Genomic DNA, 16680 nt, shown 5'->3' on the forward strand with positions numbered 1-16680 from the left:
ATAATCTTTACTATTTTATGAATGTCTTTAGAGTGCATCTAGCAATGGATAAAAGATTGCTTTGTGCCTCTCTGATACATTCATTTTTAATTACTCTCTACCAAATCAGACTGATTTCTAAAAACCAACTGATCATCAAAAGCATCAATTAAAATAATGCTATCTGTGGTTATTTTTCCTGATAAGATTTCTTTAGAAAGCTGATTTAAAACTTCTTTCTGAATAACTCTTTTTACAGGTCTTGCTCCAAATTCTGGTTGATATCCTTTTTCAGCCAAATATGCAATTGCTTCATCAGTAGCGTCTAAAGTGATTTCTTGTTTACCTATCATTTTCTTTAAATGCTCTATTTGTAATTTTACAATTTCAAATATATTTTTCTTATTTAAAGGAGTAAACATAATTACATCATCAATTCTATTTAAAAACTCTGGTCTTACAGATTGTTTTAACAATGCTAAAACTTCAATTTTAGCCAACTCGGTTGCAGCGTCTATATCTGTTTTTGGATTGCTAAATTTATCCTGAATAATATGACTTCCAATGTTTGAAGTCATAATAATGATTGTGTTTTTAAAATCAGCTAAACGTCCTTTGTTATCTGTTAACCTACCTTCATCTAACACTTGTAATAAAATATTAAAAGTATCTGGATGCGCTTTTTCAATTTCATCTAAAAGTACTACCGAATAAGGTCTTCTTCTAACAGCTTCTGTTAATTGTCCACCTTCATCATAACCAACGTATCCCGGAGGCGCTCCTACCAATCTACTTACAGCATGTTTTTCTTGATATTCGCTCATATCTATACGAGTCATGGCGTTTTCATCATCAAAAAGATATTCTGCTAAGGCTTTTGCTAACTCAGTTTTACCAACTCCGGTGGTTCCTAAAAACAAGAAACTACCAATTGGTTTATTTGGGTTCTGTAAACCAGCTTTAGATCTTCTAACGGCATCAGAAATGGCAACAATTGCTTCTTCTTGTCCAACAACTCTTTTATGTAACTGACCTTCTAGTCTTAGTAATTTCTCACGTTCAGACTGAATCATTTTGGTAACAGGTACACCGGTCCATTTGGCAACTACTTCTGCAATATCATCATACGTAACCTCTTCTTTTATTAAAGATTTTTCAGATTGATTTTCTGCTAATACTTTTTGGAAAGCTTCTAAATCTGTTTGCGCTTTTTTAATTTTTCCATATCTAATTTCGGCTACTTTTCCGTAATCTCCATCACGTTCTGCTTTTTCCGCTTCCATTTTTAAATCTTCTATGGCAGCTTTTGCATTTTGAATATTATCAACAACGTCTTTTTCAGACTTCCACTTAGCGTTCATTTCATTACGCTCTTCTTTTAGGTTTGCTAAATCAGAACGTAAAGATTTTAACTTGGTTTCATCCTTTTCACGTTTTATAGCTTCTATTTCAATTTCTAACTGCATCACTTTTCTGTCTAAAACATCTAGTTCTTCTGGTTTAGAATTGATTTCCATACGCAATTTTGCCATCGCCTCATCCATTAAATCAATCGCTTTATCTGGTAAAAAACGATTGGTAATATAACGTTGAGATAATTCTACAGCACCAATAATGGCTTCATCTTTAATACGAACCTTATGGTGAGTTTCATACTTATCTTTAATTCCTCTTAAAATAGAAATGGCACTTTCTGTATCAGGTTCATTTACTTGTACTTTTTGAAAACGTCTTTCTAGAGCTTTGTCCTTTTCAAAATATTTTTGATATTCATCCAACGTAGTTGCACCAATTGCACGCAACTCTCCACGTGCCAAAGCAGGTTTTAGAATATTTGCGGCATCCATAGCTCCTTGTCCGCCACCGGCACCAACTAAAGTATGAATTTCATCAATAAAAAGAACAATATCTCCATCGGCACTTGTTACTTCTTTAATAACTGCTTTTAAACGCTCTTCAAACTCACCTTTATATTTTGCCCCTGCAATTAATGCTCCCATATCTAAAGAGAAAATAAGTTTTCCTTTTAGGTTTTCTGGTACATCTCCATCTACAATTCTGTGTGCTAAACCCTCTGCAATAGCTGTTTTACCAGTTCCTGGTTCTCCAACTAAAATTGGGTTGTTTTTAGTTCTACGAGATAAAATCTGTAATAATCTACGGATTTCCTCATCTCTACCAATAACAGGATCTAGTTTACCATCTTGTGCTAATTGGTTTAAGTTTTTAGCAAATTTATTTAAAGAATTATAGGTTTCTTCTTGACTTTGAGAAGTTACTCTTTCTCCTTTTCTTAACTCATCAATAGCTGCTTGTAAATGTTTTTCTGTAACACCTTGGTCCTTTAAAACTTGCGCAATATTGCTTTTAGATTTAAAAATTGCTAGAATTAAATGCTCTATAGAAACATAATCATCCTTCATTTTTTTAGCTATAACTGCTGCTTCTGTTAATGTTTTACTAGCTTCTCTAGAAATCATTAATTCAGCACCAGAAACTTTAGGTAAACTCTCTAATTGTTTGTCTAAAATTTGAGTTACAATATTTATATTGATGTTTAATTTTTTTAAAAGAAAAGGTAAAACATTTTCATCTACTTCTGTTAAAGCTTTAAAAATATGTTCGTTTTCTATTTGATTATGACCAAAACCTTGCGCAATCTGTTGCGCCATTTGTATGGTCTCTTGCGATTTTGTTGTATAATTGTTAAAGTTCATTTTTCTAAATTTTTATTTTTTTTGAAAACAATAGAGCAATTTTAATACCATTTAGTTATTGTGCTTAAAATGAGTCATTTTGTCTTTAAACACCTTGTTTTTACTGACTTTTTGACAAATGAAAGTTTCTTATATTTACATCGACAAAACAACTAAAAAACATACAATGAGTATATTTAATAAGATTTTTGGATCAAAAGAGGATGATACATCAAAAGTACAAAAAGTGTCATACTTAAAATGGATTCCTTTAACTTCTATAGATCAATTAGAAGAAATTAAAGAAATTTCTAAAACGGAAGCTGTTTTAATTTTTAAACATTCTACAAGATGTGGTATTAGTAGCATGGTTATTAAACAATTTGAAAAGCTTTTTACAGAAGAGCATCAGAATTTAAAAGTCTATTATTTAGATTTATTAAATTACAGAGATATTTCTGATGAAGTTGGTTATACCTTTCAAGTTATGCACCAATCACCACAGTTAATTGTTGTTAAAAATGGTATTTCTGTAGAGAATGCATCTCATTATGAGATCACAAATACAAATTTATCGAGATTTGTATAGGATAAACTTGCATAAACCCTTATTTAAGTCTTATTTTTGTAGCCTAAATTTATATTCCTTTGGCAGAGATAGACACTTCAGTAAAGAAAGTAGGTAAAGAATTATACGGATATCAACAAGATGCACTTCAAGAGATTTTTAGAAGGTTTAAAGATGCACCTAAAGATTATCATTTATTGTATCAATTACCTACAGGAGGAGGGAAGACTGTAATTTTTTCTGAAATTGTAAGACGTTATTTAGAAACTTTTAAGAAGAAAGTTTTAGTCTTAACCCACAGAATTGAGCTGAGTAAACAGACATCTAGGATGTTAAAAGAATTTGGTGTTTCTAATAAGATCATTAACTCTACAGCAGTACTAGATGACCAAGATGATTTTAATTGTTTTGTGGCAATGGTTGAAACCTTAAAAAATAGGTTGAATGATGATAAACTAGATATTTCTGATATCGGTTTGGTTATTGTAGATGAGGCGCATTACAATTCTTTTACAAAAATCTTTAAATTTTTTGATGAATCTTTTATACTTGGTGTAACCGCAACTCCTTTAAGTTCTAACATTAAATTACCAATGTATGAGAACTATCAAGAACTATTTGTTGGTGAAACAATTCAGCATTTAATTGATAATGAGTATTTAGCAAGTGCAAACTTATGTTCTTATAATGTTGGTTTAACATCATTAGAAGTAGGTGCAAATGGAGATTATACGGTAAAGTCTTCTGAAGATTTATATACCAATTCAGACATGCTTTCTAAATTGGTTTCTGCGTATGAAGAAACTGCAAAAGGAAAGAAAACTTTAATTTTTAATAATGGTATTAACACCTCTATACAGGTGTTTCATGCGTTTAAAAAAGCAGGATATCCTATTGCGCATTTAGACAATACCAATACAAAAGCAGAGCGAGAGCTTATTTTAAAATGGTTTCATAAAACACCTGGGGCAATTATTACTTCTGTTAGTATTTTAACAACGGGTTTTGATGAGCCAACCATTGAAGCAATTATATTAAACAGAGCAACAAAATCGTTAACTTTATACTACCAAATGATTGGTCGTGGTTCTAGGGTTTTAAATGATAAAAAAACTTTTGATGTTATCGATTTAGGTAACAACTTTCATAGATTTGGTCCTTGGGGAGCAGATTTAGATTGGGAAAAAATGTTTAGAGCACCAGACTATTATTTAAATGCAATTCTTTCTGATGAAGATATAGAAAGCACCTTTAGATATGAGTTAACGGCAGATGTAAAAAAAGAATTTGAAAAATCTACAGATACTTATTTCGATATGAAAAAAGTATACATAGATACCATTAGACAAGGAGAGTCTTCTAAAAGAGTTTTAGAAAAATCTATTGTACACCATGCAAAAATGTGTATAGAAAATAGTGAAGATGTTTTTGATGCATTAATCTTAGCAAAATTATTAGGCGAAGAAATTGATGATAGAATTAATAGATACGCAAAGTGTATTTCTAAAAGTACACACAATTTTGTAACTTGGTTAAAAGACGATTATAGAAAAAAATTAAACGCTTATCTAAGAGCAAATTTTGATGAAGATTACGAAGAAATTCATGGTCATCCACCAATTGAAGAATAAAATATAAACTAAAAAGCGCTGATTTTTCAGCGCTTTTTTTATTCAATAGGTTTTCCTTTTTTTATCAATAAAAAGTTGTTTTTAAGCGTTGTTAATTTCTTTTTTTTAGAATTAAGGTTAAAATTATTTATGTAAACATCTGTAAGACCAATGTTTAAAAGGAATAAAATAAATTGAAAAATAATTTCATTTTTTTTTGACTTTTGTTTTTTATATTCAAAAATAATATACATTTGCTTAACTTATTTAAGTAAAATGTTTAGTTTTTCTTATTTCGGAAATATCTTTCTATCGGAGAATGAAAGTTATATCGCATTTTGGAAATGCAACGAAAAAATTAAGGTATCTCCATTTTCAATTCTTCCAGAATTGCAGCTTTTCTCAAAGTTGCACGTGGTTTACTTGCAAATATTACAGTGATAACATCCCTTTTTTTTAAGGTTATAATTTCTATTCTAAAACAGGCATTTGTTTTAGTTCAGACGGATTTATCATACAAATAATTTAAACAACAAAGTGAACACAAAATACATAGATTTAGTCGAGCAAACGTTCGATTTTCCTCAGGAAGAATTCAAAACAGAAAACAACAAATTGTTTTGGCACGGAATTAATTTAATGGAGTTAATAGAGCAATACGGTTCTCCATTAAAATTTACATACTTACCAAAAATTTCAGAAAATATCAACAAAGCAAAAGGTTGGTTTCAAGAAAGCATTGATAAACACAACTATAAAGGGAAATACTTTTATAGCTATTGTACAAAAAGTTCTCATTTTAAACACATTTTACATGAAGCTTTAAAAAATGATATTCACATAGAAACGTCTTCTGCTTTTGATATAGATATTGTAAATAATCTAAAAAAAGAAGGTAAAATAAAAGAAGATACCTTTATTATCTGTAACGGATTTAAACGCGATCAATACATTAAAAATATTGGAGGTTTAATTAATTCTGGACATCAAAACGTAATTCCTATTATTGATAATTACGAAGAGATTAACCTTTTATTAGATGAAACGGATAAAAAATTAAATATTGGTATTCGAATAGCATCAGAAGAAGAGCCTAAATTTGAGTTTTATACCTCTAGATTAGGAATTGGTTATAAGAATATTGTTGCTTTTTATGAACGTGAAGTTGCAGGCAATACTCAGGTAGATTTAAAAATGTTACACTTTTTTATCAATACAGGTATTAAAGACAATGCATATTATTGGAACGAGTTAATGAAATGTTTAAACGTTTATATTAACCTTAAAAAAGTTTGTCCTACTTTAGATAGCTTAAATATTGGTGGTGGTTTTCCTATCAAAAATTCATTGGCATTTGATTATGATTATCAATACATGATTGATGAAATTATCAATCAAATAAATGAAGTTTGTAAAGATGCAGGTGTAGATGTACCAAATATTTTTACTGAGTTTGGAAGTTTTACTGTTGGAGAATCTGGTGCAGCTATTTATGAAATTTTGTATCAAAAGAAACAAAATGATAGAGAGCGTTGGAATATGATTAACTCTTCATTTATTACTACTTTACCAGATGCTTGGGCAATTAATAAACGTTTTATTATGTTGCCAATTAATAAATGGAACAGACAATATGAACGTGTTTTGTTAGGTGGTTTAACTTGTGATAGTGATGATTATTACAATTCTGAACAACATATAAACGGAATTTATTTACCTGTTTATGAGAAAGATAATCCTTTATATATTGGTTTTTTTAATACAGGTGCCTATCAAGAATCTATTGGAGGTTTTGGAGGTTTACAGCATTGTTTAATTCCGCATCCAAAACATCTAATTATAGATAGAGATGAAGATGGTAACATTGTGACAAAAATATTTAAAGAACAACAAAAAAGTAGCGAATTATTATCAATTTTAGGATATTAAAAAGAAAAAAATGAACACAAATAAAACATATGCAGGAATTCCAGAAGAATTTGGAAACCTGTCAACATCAAAAGTAGTTATTATTCCTGTTCCTTATGATGGAACAAGTACTTGGCAAAAAGGAGCAGATAAAGGGCCTCAAGCTTTTTTAGATGCATCAGAAAATATGGAGTTATATGATATTGAAACAGATTCTGAAGTATATAAAGAAGGCGTTTATTTAGCGGATGCAATTACAGAAAATTCTTCTCCAGAGGCAATGGTAGAAGAAGTGCATCAGATTACAAAAAAATACATTAATAGAAATAAGTTTGTAACTGTTTTTGGTGGTGAACATTCTGTATCTATAGGAACTATAAGAGCTTTTAACGAGTGTTTTAGAAGTTTAACGGTTTTACATATTGATGCACATGCAGATTTAAGAAAAGAGTATGATGGTTCTAAATGCAACCACGCTTGTGCTGTTTATGAAGCAAACCAAAACACAAATTTGGTGCAAGTTGGTATTAGAAGCATGGATATTTCTGAAAAAAGAGAGATGAATTTAGATAAAGTTTTCTTTGCACATGACATGGCTGTAAATGAAGACTGGATGGATGATGTGGTAGATCAATTAACAGAAAACGTTTTTATTACGTTTGATTTAGATGCCTTAGATCCTTCAATTATGCCTTCTACAGGAACTCCAGAACCAGGTGGATTGTTTTATTATGAAACATTAGAATTTTTAAAATTAGTTTTTAAACAAAAGAATGTTGTTGGTTTTGATATGGTAGAATTATGCCCTAATGAAAGCGAAAAATCATCAGACTTTTTAGCTGCAAAGTTATTTTACAAAATGTTAAGCTACAAATTTGCTTCTAATGATGATAGTTATGATATTGGTGATGACGCTACTGATGTAAATCCATTTAGTAAATTGTCTAAGTTTAAAGGTGATGATAACGACGATTTTTAGTTCTATAAAATGATAAAAAACATCGAGAATATTGAGCTTCATTATTTAACGTTAACAGATTACAAACAGTTAAAGGAAGCGATGATTCAGGCATATTCAAGTATGCCAGGTTCTTATTGGAGAGAAAATCAAATTAAATCTTTGATTGATAAATTTCCAGAAGGACAAGTTATTATTAAAGTAAATGGTGAGTTAGCAGGTTGTGCATTGTCTATTAAATTAGATTATGATGGTTTCGACGATCAGCATACGTATGAAGATATTACAGGGAATTATACCTTTGATACACATGATGAAAATGGAGATGTTTTATACGGAATTGATGTTTTTATTAAAAAAGAATACAGAGGTTTACGTTTAGGTAGAAGGCTCTATGATTATAGAAAAGAACTTGCCGAGAAACAAAATTTAAGAGGAATTGCGTTTGGAGGTAGAATTCCGAATTATCATAAATATTCAGCAACTTTATCGCCTAAAGAATATATAGAAAGTGTTAAACGTAAAGAAATTCATGATCCGGTTTTAAACTTTCAAATTTCGAATGATTTTCATCCTTCAAAAATTTTAAAAGGATATTTAGAAGGTGATGAGAATTCTGGTGAGTTTGCAGTTTTGCTTGAATGGGATAATATTTATTACGAGAAAAAATCTAAAAAAGCAGCTACAAAGAAAAAAGTAGTGCGTTTAGGATTGATTCAGTGGCAAATGCGTTTGTATAAAGATTTGGAAGAATTAATGCAACAAGCAGAGTATTTTGTAGACGCAGTTTCTGCTTACAGGTCTGATTTTGCATTGTTTCCAGAGTTTTTTAACGCTCCGTTAATGGCAGATAATAATCATTTACCAGAATCGGAAGCAATTAGAGAATTGGCAAAATATACACCAGAGATTGTTCAGAAATTTTCTGAGTTGGCAATTACGTATAACATTAATATTATTACTGGTAGTATGCCAGAAATTAAAGATGAGTTGTTGTACAATGCGGGCTATATCTGTAAAAGAGACGGTTCTACAGAACGTTATGAGAAATTGCATGTGACGCCAGATGAAGCAAAAGTTTGGGGAATGCAAGGAGGTAATGAGTTAAAAACCTTTGATACGGATTGTGGTAAAATTGGTGTATTAATTTGTTATGATTCTGAGTTTCCGGAATTAAGTAGAATTTTAGCAGAAGAAGGAATGGATATTTTGTTTGTTCCGTTTTTAACGGATACGCAAAATGGATATTCTAGAGTACGTCATTGTGCACAAGCTAGAGCCATAGAAAATGAATGTTATGTTGCCATTGCTGGTAGTGTTGGTAATTTACCAAAGGTGAATAATATGGATATTCAGTATGCACAATCTATGGTGTTTACACCTTGCGACTTTTCTTTCCCTGCAAACGGAATTAAAGCAGAGGCAACCACAAATACCGAAATGATTTTAATTGCGGATGTAGATTTAGATTTATTAAAGGATTTAAACCAGTTTGGTAGCGTACGAAATTTAAAAGATAGAAGAACAGATATATTTGAAGTTAGAAAACTTCCAAAAAAAAATAAAAAAATAAAATGAGCAAACCTATTACAAATTTTATAGAAAAATACTTTTTACACTTTAACGCTGCGGCTTTAGTAGATGCTGCAAAAGGGTACGAAGCACAATTAAACAAAGGATCTAAAATGTTAGTTTCTTTAGCGGGAGCAATGAGTACTGCAGAATTAGGGAAAATTTTCGCGGAAATGATTCGTAAAGATAAAGTACAAATTGTTTCTTGTACAGGTGCAAACTTAGAGGAAGATGTTATGAATCTTGTTGCACATTCTCATTACAAACGTGTGCCTAATTATAGAGATTTAACGCCACAAGACGAGTGGGATTTACTAGAAAAAGGATTAAACAGAGTTACAGATACTTGCATACCAGAAGAAGAAGCTTTTAGAAGAATTCAAGAGCATATTGTAAAAATATGGAAAGATGCAGAAGCAAAAGGGGAGCGTTACTTACCACATGAGTACATGTACAAATTATTATTATCTGGTGTGTTAGAGCAATATTATGAGATAGATATTAAGGATTCTTGGATGTACGCAGCAGCAGAAAAAAACTTGCCAATTATTTGTCCGGGTTGGGAAGATTCTACCATGGGTAATATTTTTGCTTCTTATGTTTTAAAAGGAGAATTAAAAGCAAGCACGGTAAAATCTGGAATTGAGTACATGACGTTCCTTGCAGATTGGTATACAAATAATTCTGAAAACGGAATTGGATTCTTTCAAATAGGAGGAGGGATTGCAGGAGATTTCCCTATCTGTGTGGTGCCAATGTTGTATCAAGATATGGAAAAACCAGAAACACCATTTTGGAGTTATTTCTGTCAGATTTCAGATTCTACAACAAGTTATGGTTCATATTCAGGAGCAGTACCTAATGAGAAAATTACTTGGGGTAAGTTAGATATTGATACGCCAAAGTTTATTATAGAAAGCGATGCTACTATTGTAGCTCCGTTAATTTTTGCTTATTTATTAGAAATGTAGCATTGCAGGTGCTTTTTTTATAAAAGCTGAATTGCTGATTTTTAACTTGTAATTAAAAAATCATAAAATAAGTGGAGTGTCATTCCGAAATGAGTCTTTTTTGACGATTGAGGAATCTCATATTAATTGAATAAATGATTATAAAATGAAAAGAGTAATCGTAGAATATGCAAAACTGACTACAGACATATTAGATATGTTGGTAGAAAAATATCCTGATGGATATGACTATGAAGACATTATTTCCTTTAAAAATGCTAAAGGAGAAACTGTAAAAGCGGTAGAAGTGAAAACAGAAGATACTATTTATCTTGTAAAAATCAGTTCTAAACTTGAGCAAACGATGGAAGATTATGCAGAAGATGAAGATTCTTTTGACGAGGATGGAGATTTAGACGTTGATGATTTAGAAGACGATATATAAAAAAAAAAGCTTGGAAAATTTCCAAGCTTTTTTTGTTTTTAGCTTTAATTATATCCTTTATAAATTTAAAAAGAAGTTTACTCTAAATGATTTTATGCAATCTTTTAAAATTATTAACGATAAAATCGGCATTTATTAAGGATTGATCTTCTGCCAATGGGTTTCTGTAACCGAATACAAAAATACCAGCATCATTTGCAGCTTTAACACCGTTATCAGAATCTTCTATTACCACACAGTTTTCTTTTGGAGTATTTCCTAAAATAGCTGCTTTTTCAAAAATTTCTGGGTTTGGTTTAGATTGGGGTAAATCTGCACCACTAATTTTAGCTGTAAAATATTGATTTAAATTAAATCTATTAAACACTCTATCGATGTTAACCATCGCAGAAGAAGAAGCTAAAATTAAGGTTAAACCTTTATTATGACAATGATTTATCAATTCCTCTACACCTTTTACCAAATGTAATGTTGGGTCGTTTTCAAAGAAATTTACATATCGTTTTCTTTTATTTAAAACCAATTCTTCTGGGTCTAAATCTAAGTTAAAATGTGCTACTAATTTCTGAAAAGCATTAATTGTAGAAGAGCCTGTTAAGGTTTTGTATAAATCGTCAGAAACAGTTACGCCAATAGAAGCAAAGGTTTCATAATATGCCTTTTTATGAATTTCTTCTGAATCTATAATTACACCGTCCATGTCAAAAATGACACATTTTATTTCTTTTGGTACGTTCATGTTTCTATTAAGAGTTTGATATTATTAAATAAGAGTATAAGGTTAAAAAAAAAATATTTAGTAGAAATGCAATAAATACTTGAAACTTTTTAGTTTCTCGAATGCTTTTAACGGCTTTTATGGCCCCTATAATTGATAGAATTAAAATAATAAAAGCGAGAATTCCTACCAAACTAGAAATAATATAAGAATTGTCATCATTCATATATACAGACAAAATTGCTATCGCAATTGTGAGTACAAAAGAAAATAATGAATATTTTATAGCTAATAAAGAATTCATTTTTAATCTAAAAACTTAGCATTTAGTTCTGGTGTAGGAATCATGCAGGTTTCTTTTTTTCCAAACCACTTGTAACGGTTTTTCGCAATATAATCGTATACATAGTTTCTAAATCCTTCTGGTAAGATTAAAAAGAGTTGACTTAGACTCCAAATTCCCCCAAAGTCATTCATAATTTTTAAAGCTGCAGTAGATTTTACTTCATAAGAAACACCTGGCTCATACAATATAATAGAATCAATTTTAGAAACATCAATTCCTAATTGATTGATAATTTCTTTACCTTTTTCAGACTGTAAGGCTGTAAATAAAAAGGTGTTTTTTGTATCGTATTTAATTACCTTTAAGACAGCATCATTGCATAAATTACAAACTCCATCAAATAAAATAATCTTTTTGTCTTCTGGTAAATCCATCATTTTGCATTTCAAAATTAAAGAAAACAAAGATACTTTATCTTTTTTCGAAACCGATAAAAAACAACTATGGATTCTAAGGTAGTTTTCTCTATACAAAAATCTAAATATATCAGTAAAATTAAAAAAAATGTAATTTTCTTGTAACATTTTTTTTAATGAAGCGTCTTATGTTAGTATTCGAGTAAATAGGTCTTTTTTTTAAATGATTTTTACTTTTAATATTTTAGCTTAAAATTAACCAACCAACCAATGATTAGAATAGAAAAACTACACAAATCTTATCCGATAGGTAAAGATTCTCTACATGTTTTAAAAGGTATAGATTTACATATAAAAGAAGGCGAATTTGTTTCTATTATGGGGTCTTCTGGTTCAGGTAAATCTACTTTATTAAACATTGTTGGTTTATTAGATGAACATGATGAAGGTGATTATTACCTAAACGGTCAATTAATAAAAAACTTGAATGAGAAAAAAGCAGCAATTCTTAGAAATAAATTCTTAGGCTTTATTTTTCAATCATTTAATCTTATTTCTTACAAAACCGCTTTAGAGAATGTAGCGCTTCCTTTGTACTATAAAGGAATGGCAAGAAAAGAGCGTTTAGAAAAAGCTTTAGAATATTTAGAAAAAGTAGGATTAAAAGATTGGGCAAACCATTTACCAAATGAACTTTCTGGTGGACAAAAACAGCGTGTAGCAATAGCAAGAGCGTTGGTTACAAAGCCAAAAGTTGTTTTAGCAGATGAGCCAACAGGAGCTTTAGATTCTACAACTACAGATTCTGTAATGGACTTATTAAAAGACATTAATAATGAAGGGATGACAGTTTTTGTTATTACGCATGAAGAGGAAGTTGCAGAGCAAACCAAAAGAATTGTACGTTTAAAAGACGGTCTTATTATTAGTGATGAATATACAAATGTCTCTAAAACTGTTTAATTATGTTTGATATAGATCGTTGGAGAGAAATATTTCAAAGCATTAGTAAAAACAAGTTGCGTTCTGCGTTATCTGGTTTTACGGTTGCGTTTGCTATTTTGCTTTTTACGCTACTTTTTGGTATTGGTAACGGACTTCAAAATACCTTTAAAAATGAATTTGCTAAAGATGCTATGAACTCCATTTATATTTGGACAAATAACACCACAATTGCTTATAAAGGAAACCAGATAGGTAGAAGAATACAGTTTAAAAATGATGATTTCACATATATCAAAGAGAATTTTGGAGACAAAATTCAAACGATAAGTCCAAGAATTCAGAGATCTGCAAATGTTGTTTACAAAGACGAAAAAGATAATTACACGATTAGAGGAGTCTATCCAGAATATTATGTGTTAGAGTCAGCAGAAGTGACCGAAGGACGTTTTCTTAATTATAGAGATTTACAAGAAAATGGAAAAGTCGTTGTAATTGGTAAAATGGTAGAAAAAGATTTATTTGGCCAATTAAGTGCTTTTGGTAAACAAATAAATATTAGTGGAATTATGTATAAAGTAATTGGTGTTTTCTCTGATCCAGGAGGTGATAGTGATGAAAGATATATTTACACTCCATTTACAACTATGCAAAAAATGTATGGAAATAATGATTATGTAGATGAATTTGGAATTACATATAATCCAGACTTAAGTATCGATGAAGCCATTGCGTTTAGTAGTGAGTTACACCGAGAATTAAAGAAAAGACATAATGTTTCGCCTAATGACCAAAGGGGAATTGGTTTAGATAATTATGCTACCAATAATAAAGAAGTATCTGGTATGATGTTTGGCTTAAGTATTTTAATTCTTGTAATAGGTTTTGGAACGCTAATAGCTGGTGTTGTAGGTATTAGTAATATAATGGTTTACATTGTAAAAGAAAGAACTAAAGAATTAGGAATTAGAAAAGCTGTTGGTGCTACACCAAAAATGATTGTTGCTATGATTATGCAAGAAGCTATTTTTATCACTGCAATTTCTGGTTATGCCGGCTTGCTAGTTGGAATAGGAATTTTAGAATTTGCAGGACCTAGTTTAGAAAAATACTTTATTTTAAATCCTAGTGTTTCTCAACCTGTAGTTATTGGAGCAACCTTAACACTCGTTTGTGCAGGGTTAATTGCAGGATATTTACCAGCCAAAAAAGCAGCAAAAATTAAACCCGTAGTAGCATTAAACTCAGATTAATTATGAGATTTTTATTTGAAAAAGATACTTGGCAAGAAATTTACGGTAGTATTCGAAAGAATAAAACCAGAACTGCAATTACCATTTTTGGTGCATTTTGGGGAATACTTTTATTAGTAGGTTTATTAGGAGCTGCCAAAGGAATAGAAAATAGTTTTAACAGTATGTTTGGTAATTTTGCTACAAACAGTGTTTTTATGTCTGGTAGCAGAACCTCTATGCCTTTTAAAGGTTTTCAAGAAGGACGCCAAATTAGTTTAAGATTAAGTGATGTAGATAAAATTCGTTCAGAAGTAGATGGTATTCAGTTTGTAGTGCCAAGAAATGCAACTGGCGGACAAGTAGTACATGGATTAAAAACTGGTAATTTTACTATTTTTGGAGATTTTCCTTTAATAGATGAAGTTCAAAAAAAGAACTTGATAGAAGGTAGGTTCATCAACCAAAATGACATGGATGAAAACAAAAAGGTTTGTGTTATTAGTGAAGGTGTTTATAAAGAATTATTTGATAGAAATGAAGAAGCTATAGGTGTTTATATTAAAGTAAGTGGCATCAATTATAAAGTAGTTGGAGTTTATGAAACAAGTCAGTTTGAAGGTAAAAACAACATCCACATTCCTTTTAGTACATTTAAATTAGTTTATAATAAAGGTGACAAATTCGAATGGATGGTTGTAACCGGAAAAGAAGAGTTTGATATTGTTCAATTAGAATCTGATGTAAAATTATTATTGAAAAATTTACACAAAATTCACCCTGAGGATAACAGAGCATTTAGAGGGTTTAACTTGGGAGAACGTATAAAACAAGTTACAGGTTTTTTAATAGGTATGCAGTTTTTAACATGGTTTGTAGGTATTGCAACCTTAATAGCTGGTGTTTTTGCAATTGGTAATATTTTATTGATTACCGTTAAAGAAAGAACAAAAGAAATAGGAATTAGAAGAGCTTTAGGGGCAACGCCAAATAAAGTGAGACAACAAATTATATTAGAATCATTATTTTTAACGCTGTTAGCAGGGTCTTTAGGAATTATTGCAGGTGGATTAATTTTAATGCTTCTTGATAATTTTGTAGAGTTTCTTGTAAATCCTACAGTAGATATTCCTATTGTTTTAATAGCATATGCAGTATTAGTCTTTTTAGGGACTTTAATAGGTTTTATACCTGCATATATGGCAACAATAGTGAAACCAATAGACGCATTAAGAGAAGAATAAAAAAAAATCAACTAACTAGAATAAATAGAAGATAAATGAAAAAAGTAATCATTTTTGGAGGAATAGCTGTCGCACTAATAGCGGTATTAATTTGGTTTGGTAAAAAGAACAGTGCATCACCAATAGAGTACAAAACAGAAAAAGCTTTTAAGGCAACCATTATTAAAAAAAGTGTTGCTACAGGTAAAGTTACTCCGTTAGAGGAAGTAGAGATAAAACCACAAATAGCAGGTATTATAGATAAAATTGTTGTGGAAGAGGGAGCAATTGTTAAAACAGGAGATTTGTTAGCAACTGTAAGAGTTGTGCCAAACGAACAATCTTTAACAAGTGCAAAAGGACGTATTAATTCTGTTCAAATTCAATTAAACAATACAAAAATACAATATGACAGAAATAAAAAATTATTTGATAAAGGAGTTATTTCTCGTCAAGAATTTGAATCATTAGAGCTTTCTTATAATCAAGCAAAAAACGATTTACGTAATGCGCAAAATGATTATCAGATTATTAAAAAAGGATCTGCAGGTTCTTCTGGAGCAAATACAAATATTAGAGCAACAACTTCTGGTATGGTAGTAGAGATTCCTGTTAAAAAAGGTTATCAAGTTGTAGAAACAAATGGTTTTAGTGCAGGTACAACAATTGCTACTATTGCAGATATGACTAAAATGATTTTTGAAGGTAAAGTTGATGAGTCTGAAGTTGGTAAATTAGTAAAAGGTACAGAGATTGAAATTTCTTTAGGAGCTATTGAAAACAAGAAATTTCCAGCAGTTTTAAATTTTATTGCACCTAAAGGAACAGAAGAAGCAGGAGCGGTTCAATTTAAAATAAAGGCAGATGTTTCTTTAGATGATGAGCATTTTATTAGAGCAGGTTATAGTGCAAATGCAGAAATTGTTTTAGAGAGAAAAGACAGTGTTTTATCTATTAAAGAATCTTTATTACAATTTGATAGAAAAACGGAATTACCTTATGTAGAAATTAAAAATGCAGAAGGAACATTTGACAAGAAAGATGTAAAATTAGGAACATCTGACGGAGTAAATGTTGAAATTTTAGAAGGTGTTACCAAAGATGATGATATTAAAATTTGGAATCAAACTTCTAAAGAAGAAGATAAAAAAGATAATATTTAATAATTATTGAAATT

14 protein-coding genes are annotated in these 16680 nt (G+C 30.3%); 11 read left to right on the forward strand and 3 right to left on the reverse strand.

What is annotated here, in order from left to right:
* Positions 1–86: 86 nt before the first annotated feature.
* Complete coding sequence (gene clpB / locus WG945_RS01785) at positions 87–2696, reverse strand: ATP-dependent chaperone ClpB (protein WP_068452397.1); 2610 nt, start codon at positions 2694–2696, stop codon at positions 87–89.
* Between the two features lie 166 nt (positions 2697–2862).
* Between clpB and ytxJ the strand changes: the two genes are divergently transcribed.
* From ytxJ to WG945_RS01820, 7 genes are all read left to right on the forward strand, one after another.
* The gene (ytxJ, locus tag WG945_RS01790) at positions 2863–3264 is read left to right on the forward strand and encodes a bacillithiol system redox-active protein YtxJ (RefSeq protein ID WP_068452985.1); all 402 of its coding nucleotides are present in this window, start codon (positions 2863–2865) and stop codon (positions 3262–3264) included.
* Between the two features lie 59 nt (positions 3265–3323).
* Complete coding sequence (locus tag WG945_RS01795; protein ID WP_068452400.1) at positions 3324–4874, forward strand: DEAD/DEAH box helicase; 1551 nt, start codon at positions 3324–3326, stop codon at positions 4872–4874.
* 516 nt (positions 4875–5390) lie between these two features.
* Positions 5391–6782 (forward strand): arginine decarboxylase, encoded by a 1392-nt coding sequence (locus tag WG945_RS01800; protein WP_068452406.1) that lies wholly within the window; start codon positions 5391–5393, stop codon positions 6780–6782.
* Between the two features lie 10 nt (positions 6783–6792).
* Complete coding sequence (speB, locus tag WG945_RS01805; RefSeq protein ID WP_068452409.1) at positions 6793–7740, forward strand: agmatinase; 948 nt, start codon at positions 6793–6795, stop codon at positions 7738–7740.
* Positions 7741–7749: 9 nt separating this feature from the next.
* On the forward strand, positions 7750–9297 hold the full coding sequence (locus WG945_RS01810) for a carbon-nitrogen hydrolase family protein (RefSeq protein WP_068452412.1): 1548 nt from the start codon (positions 7750–7752) through the stop codon (positions 9295–9297).
* Positions 9294–10262 carry a deoxyhypusine synthase family protein gene (locus WG945_RS01815; RefSeq protein ID WP_068452414.1) on the forward strand — a complete coding sequence of 323 codons (969 nt, stop codon included), beginning with the start codon at positions 9294–9296 and terminating at the stop codon, positions 10260–10262. The genes WG945_RS01810 and WG945_RS01815 overlap by 4 nt, the downstream gene beginning before the upstream one ends.
* Positions 10263–10407: 145 nt before the next feature.
* A complete protein-coding gene (locus WG945_RS01820) occupies positions 10408–10686 on the forward strand; it encodes a hypothetical protein (protein ID WP_068452417.1) in 279 nt (92 codons plus the stop codon).
* A gap of 82 nt (positions 10687–10768) precedes the next feature.
* Here the strand turns inward: WG945_RS01820 and WG945_RS01825 are convergent, their stop codons facing one another.
* Both WG945_RS01825 and WG945_RS01830 read right to left on the reverse strand, forming a co-directional pair.
* Positions 10769–11425 (reverse strand): HAD family hydrolase, encoded by a 657-nt coding sequence (locus WG945_RS01825; protein ID WP_068452420.1) that lies wholly within the window; start codon positions 11423–11425, stop codon positions 10769–10771.
* Between the two features lie 285 nt (positions 11426–11710).
* Positions 11711–12127 carry a thiol-disulfide oxidoreductase DCC family protein gene (locus WG945_RS01830; RefSeq protein ID WP_068452986.1) on the reverse strand — a complete coding sequence of 139 codons (417 nt, stop codon included), beginning with the start codon at positions 12125–12127 and terminating at the stop codon, positions 11711–11713.
* Positions 12128–12376: 249 nt separating this feature from the next.
* On the opposite strand from WG945_RS01830, the gene WG945_RS01835 reads away from it, so the two are divergent.
* Genes WG945_RS01835 through WG945_RS01850 form a run of 4 tightly spaced genes read left to right on the forward strand, consistent with a single transcriptional unit; the run spans position 12377 to position 16666 of the window.
* Positions 12377–13069, forward strand: a complete 693-nt coding sequence (locus tag WG945_RS01835) for an ABC transporter ATP-binding protein (RefSeq protein ID WP_068452426.1) — start codon at positions 12377–12379, stop codon at positions 13067–13069.
* A gap of 2 nt (positions 13070–13071) precedes the next feature.
* Positions 13072–14301 carry an ABC transporter permease gene (locus WG945_RS01840; RefSeq protein WP_068452429.1) on the forward strand — a complete coding sequence of 410 codons (1230 nt, stop codon included), beginning with the start codon at positions 13072–13074 and terminating at the stop codon, positions 14299–14301.
* Between the two features lie 2 nt (positions 14302–14303).
* Positions 14304–15524 (forward strand): ABC transporter permease, encoded by a 1221-nt coding sequence (locus WG945_RS01845; protein ID WP_068452432.1) that lies wholly within the window; start codon positions 14304–14306, stop codon positions 15522–15524.
* A 35-nt stretch (positions 15525–15559) separates the two neighbouring features.
* Positions 15560–16666: an efflux RND transporter periplasmic adaptor subunit gene (locus tag WG945_RS01850; protein ID WP_068452435.1), complete on the forward strand. Its 1107-nt coding sequence runs from the start codon at positions 15560–15562 to the stop codon at positions 16664–16666.
* The last annotated feature ends 14 nt before the right edge of the window (positions 16667–16680 follow it).

It is taken from the genome of Polaribacter atrinae (assembly GCF_038023995.1).
In the GTDB taxonomy this organism is placed as follows: Bacteria; Bacteroidota; Bacteroidia; order Flavobacteriales; family Flavobacteriaceae; genus Polaribacter; species Polaribacter atrinae.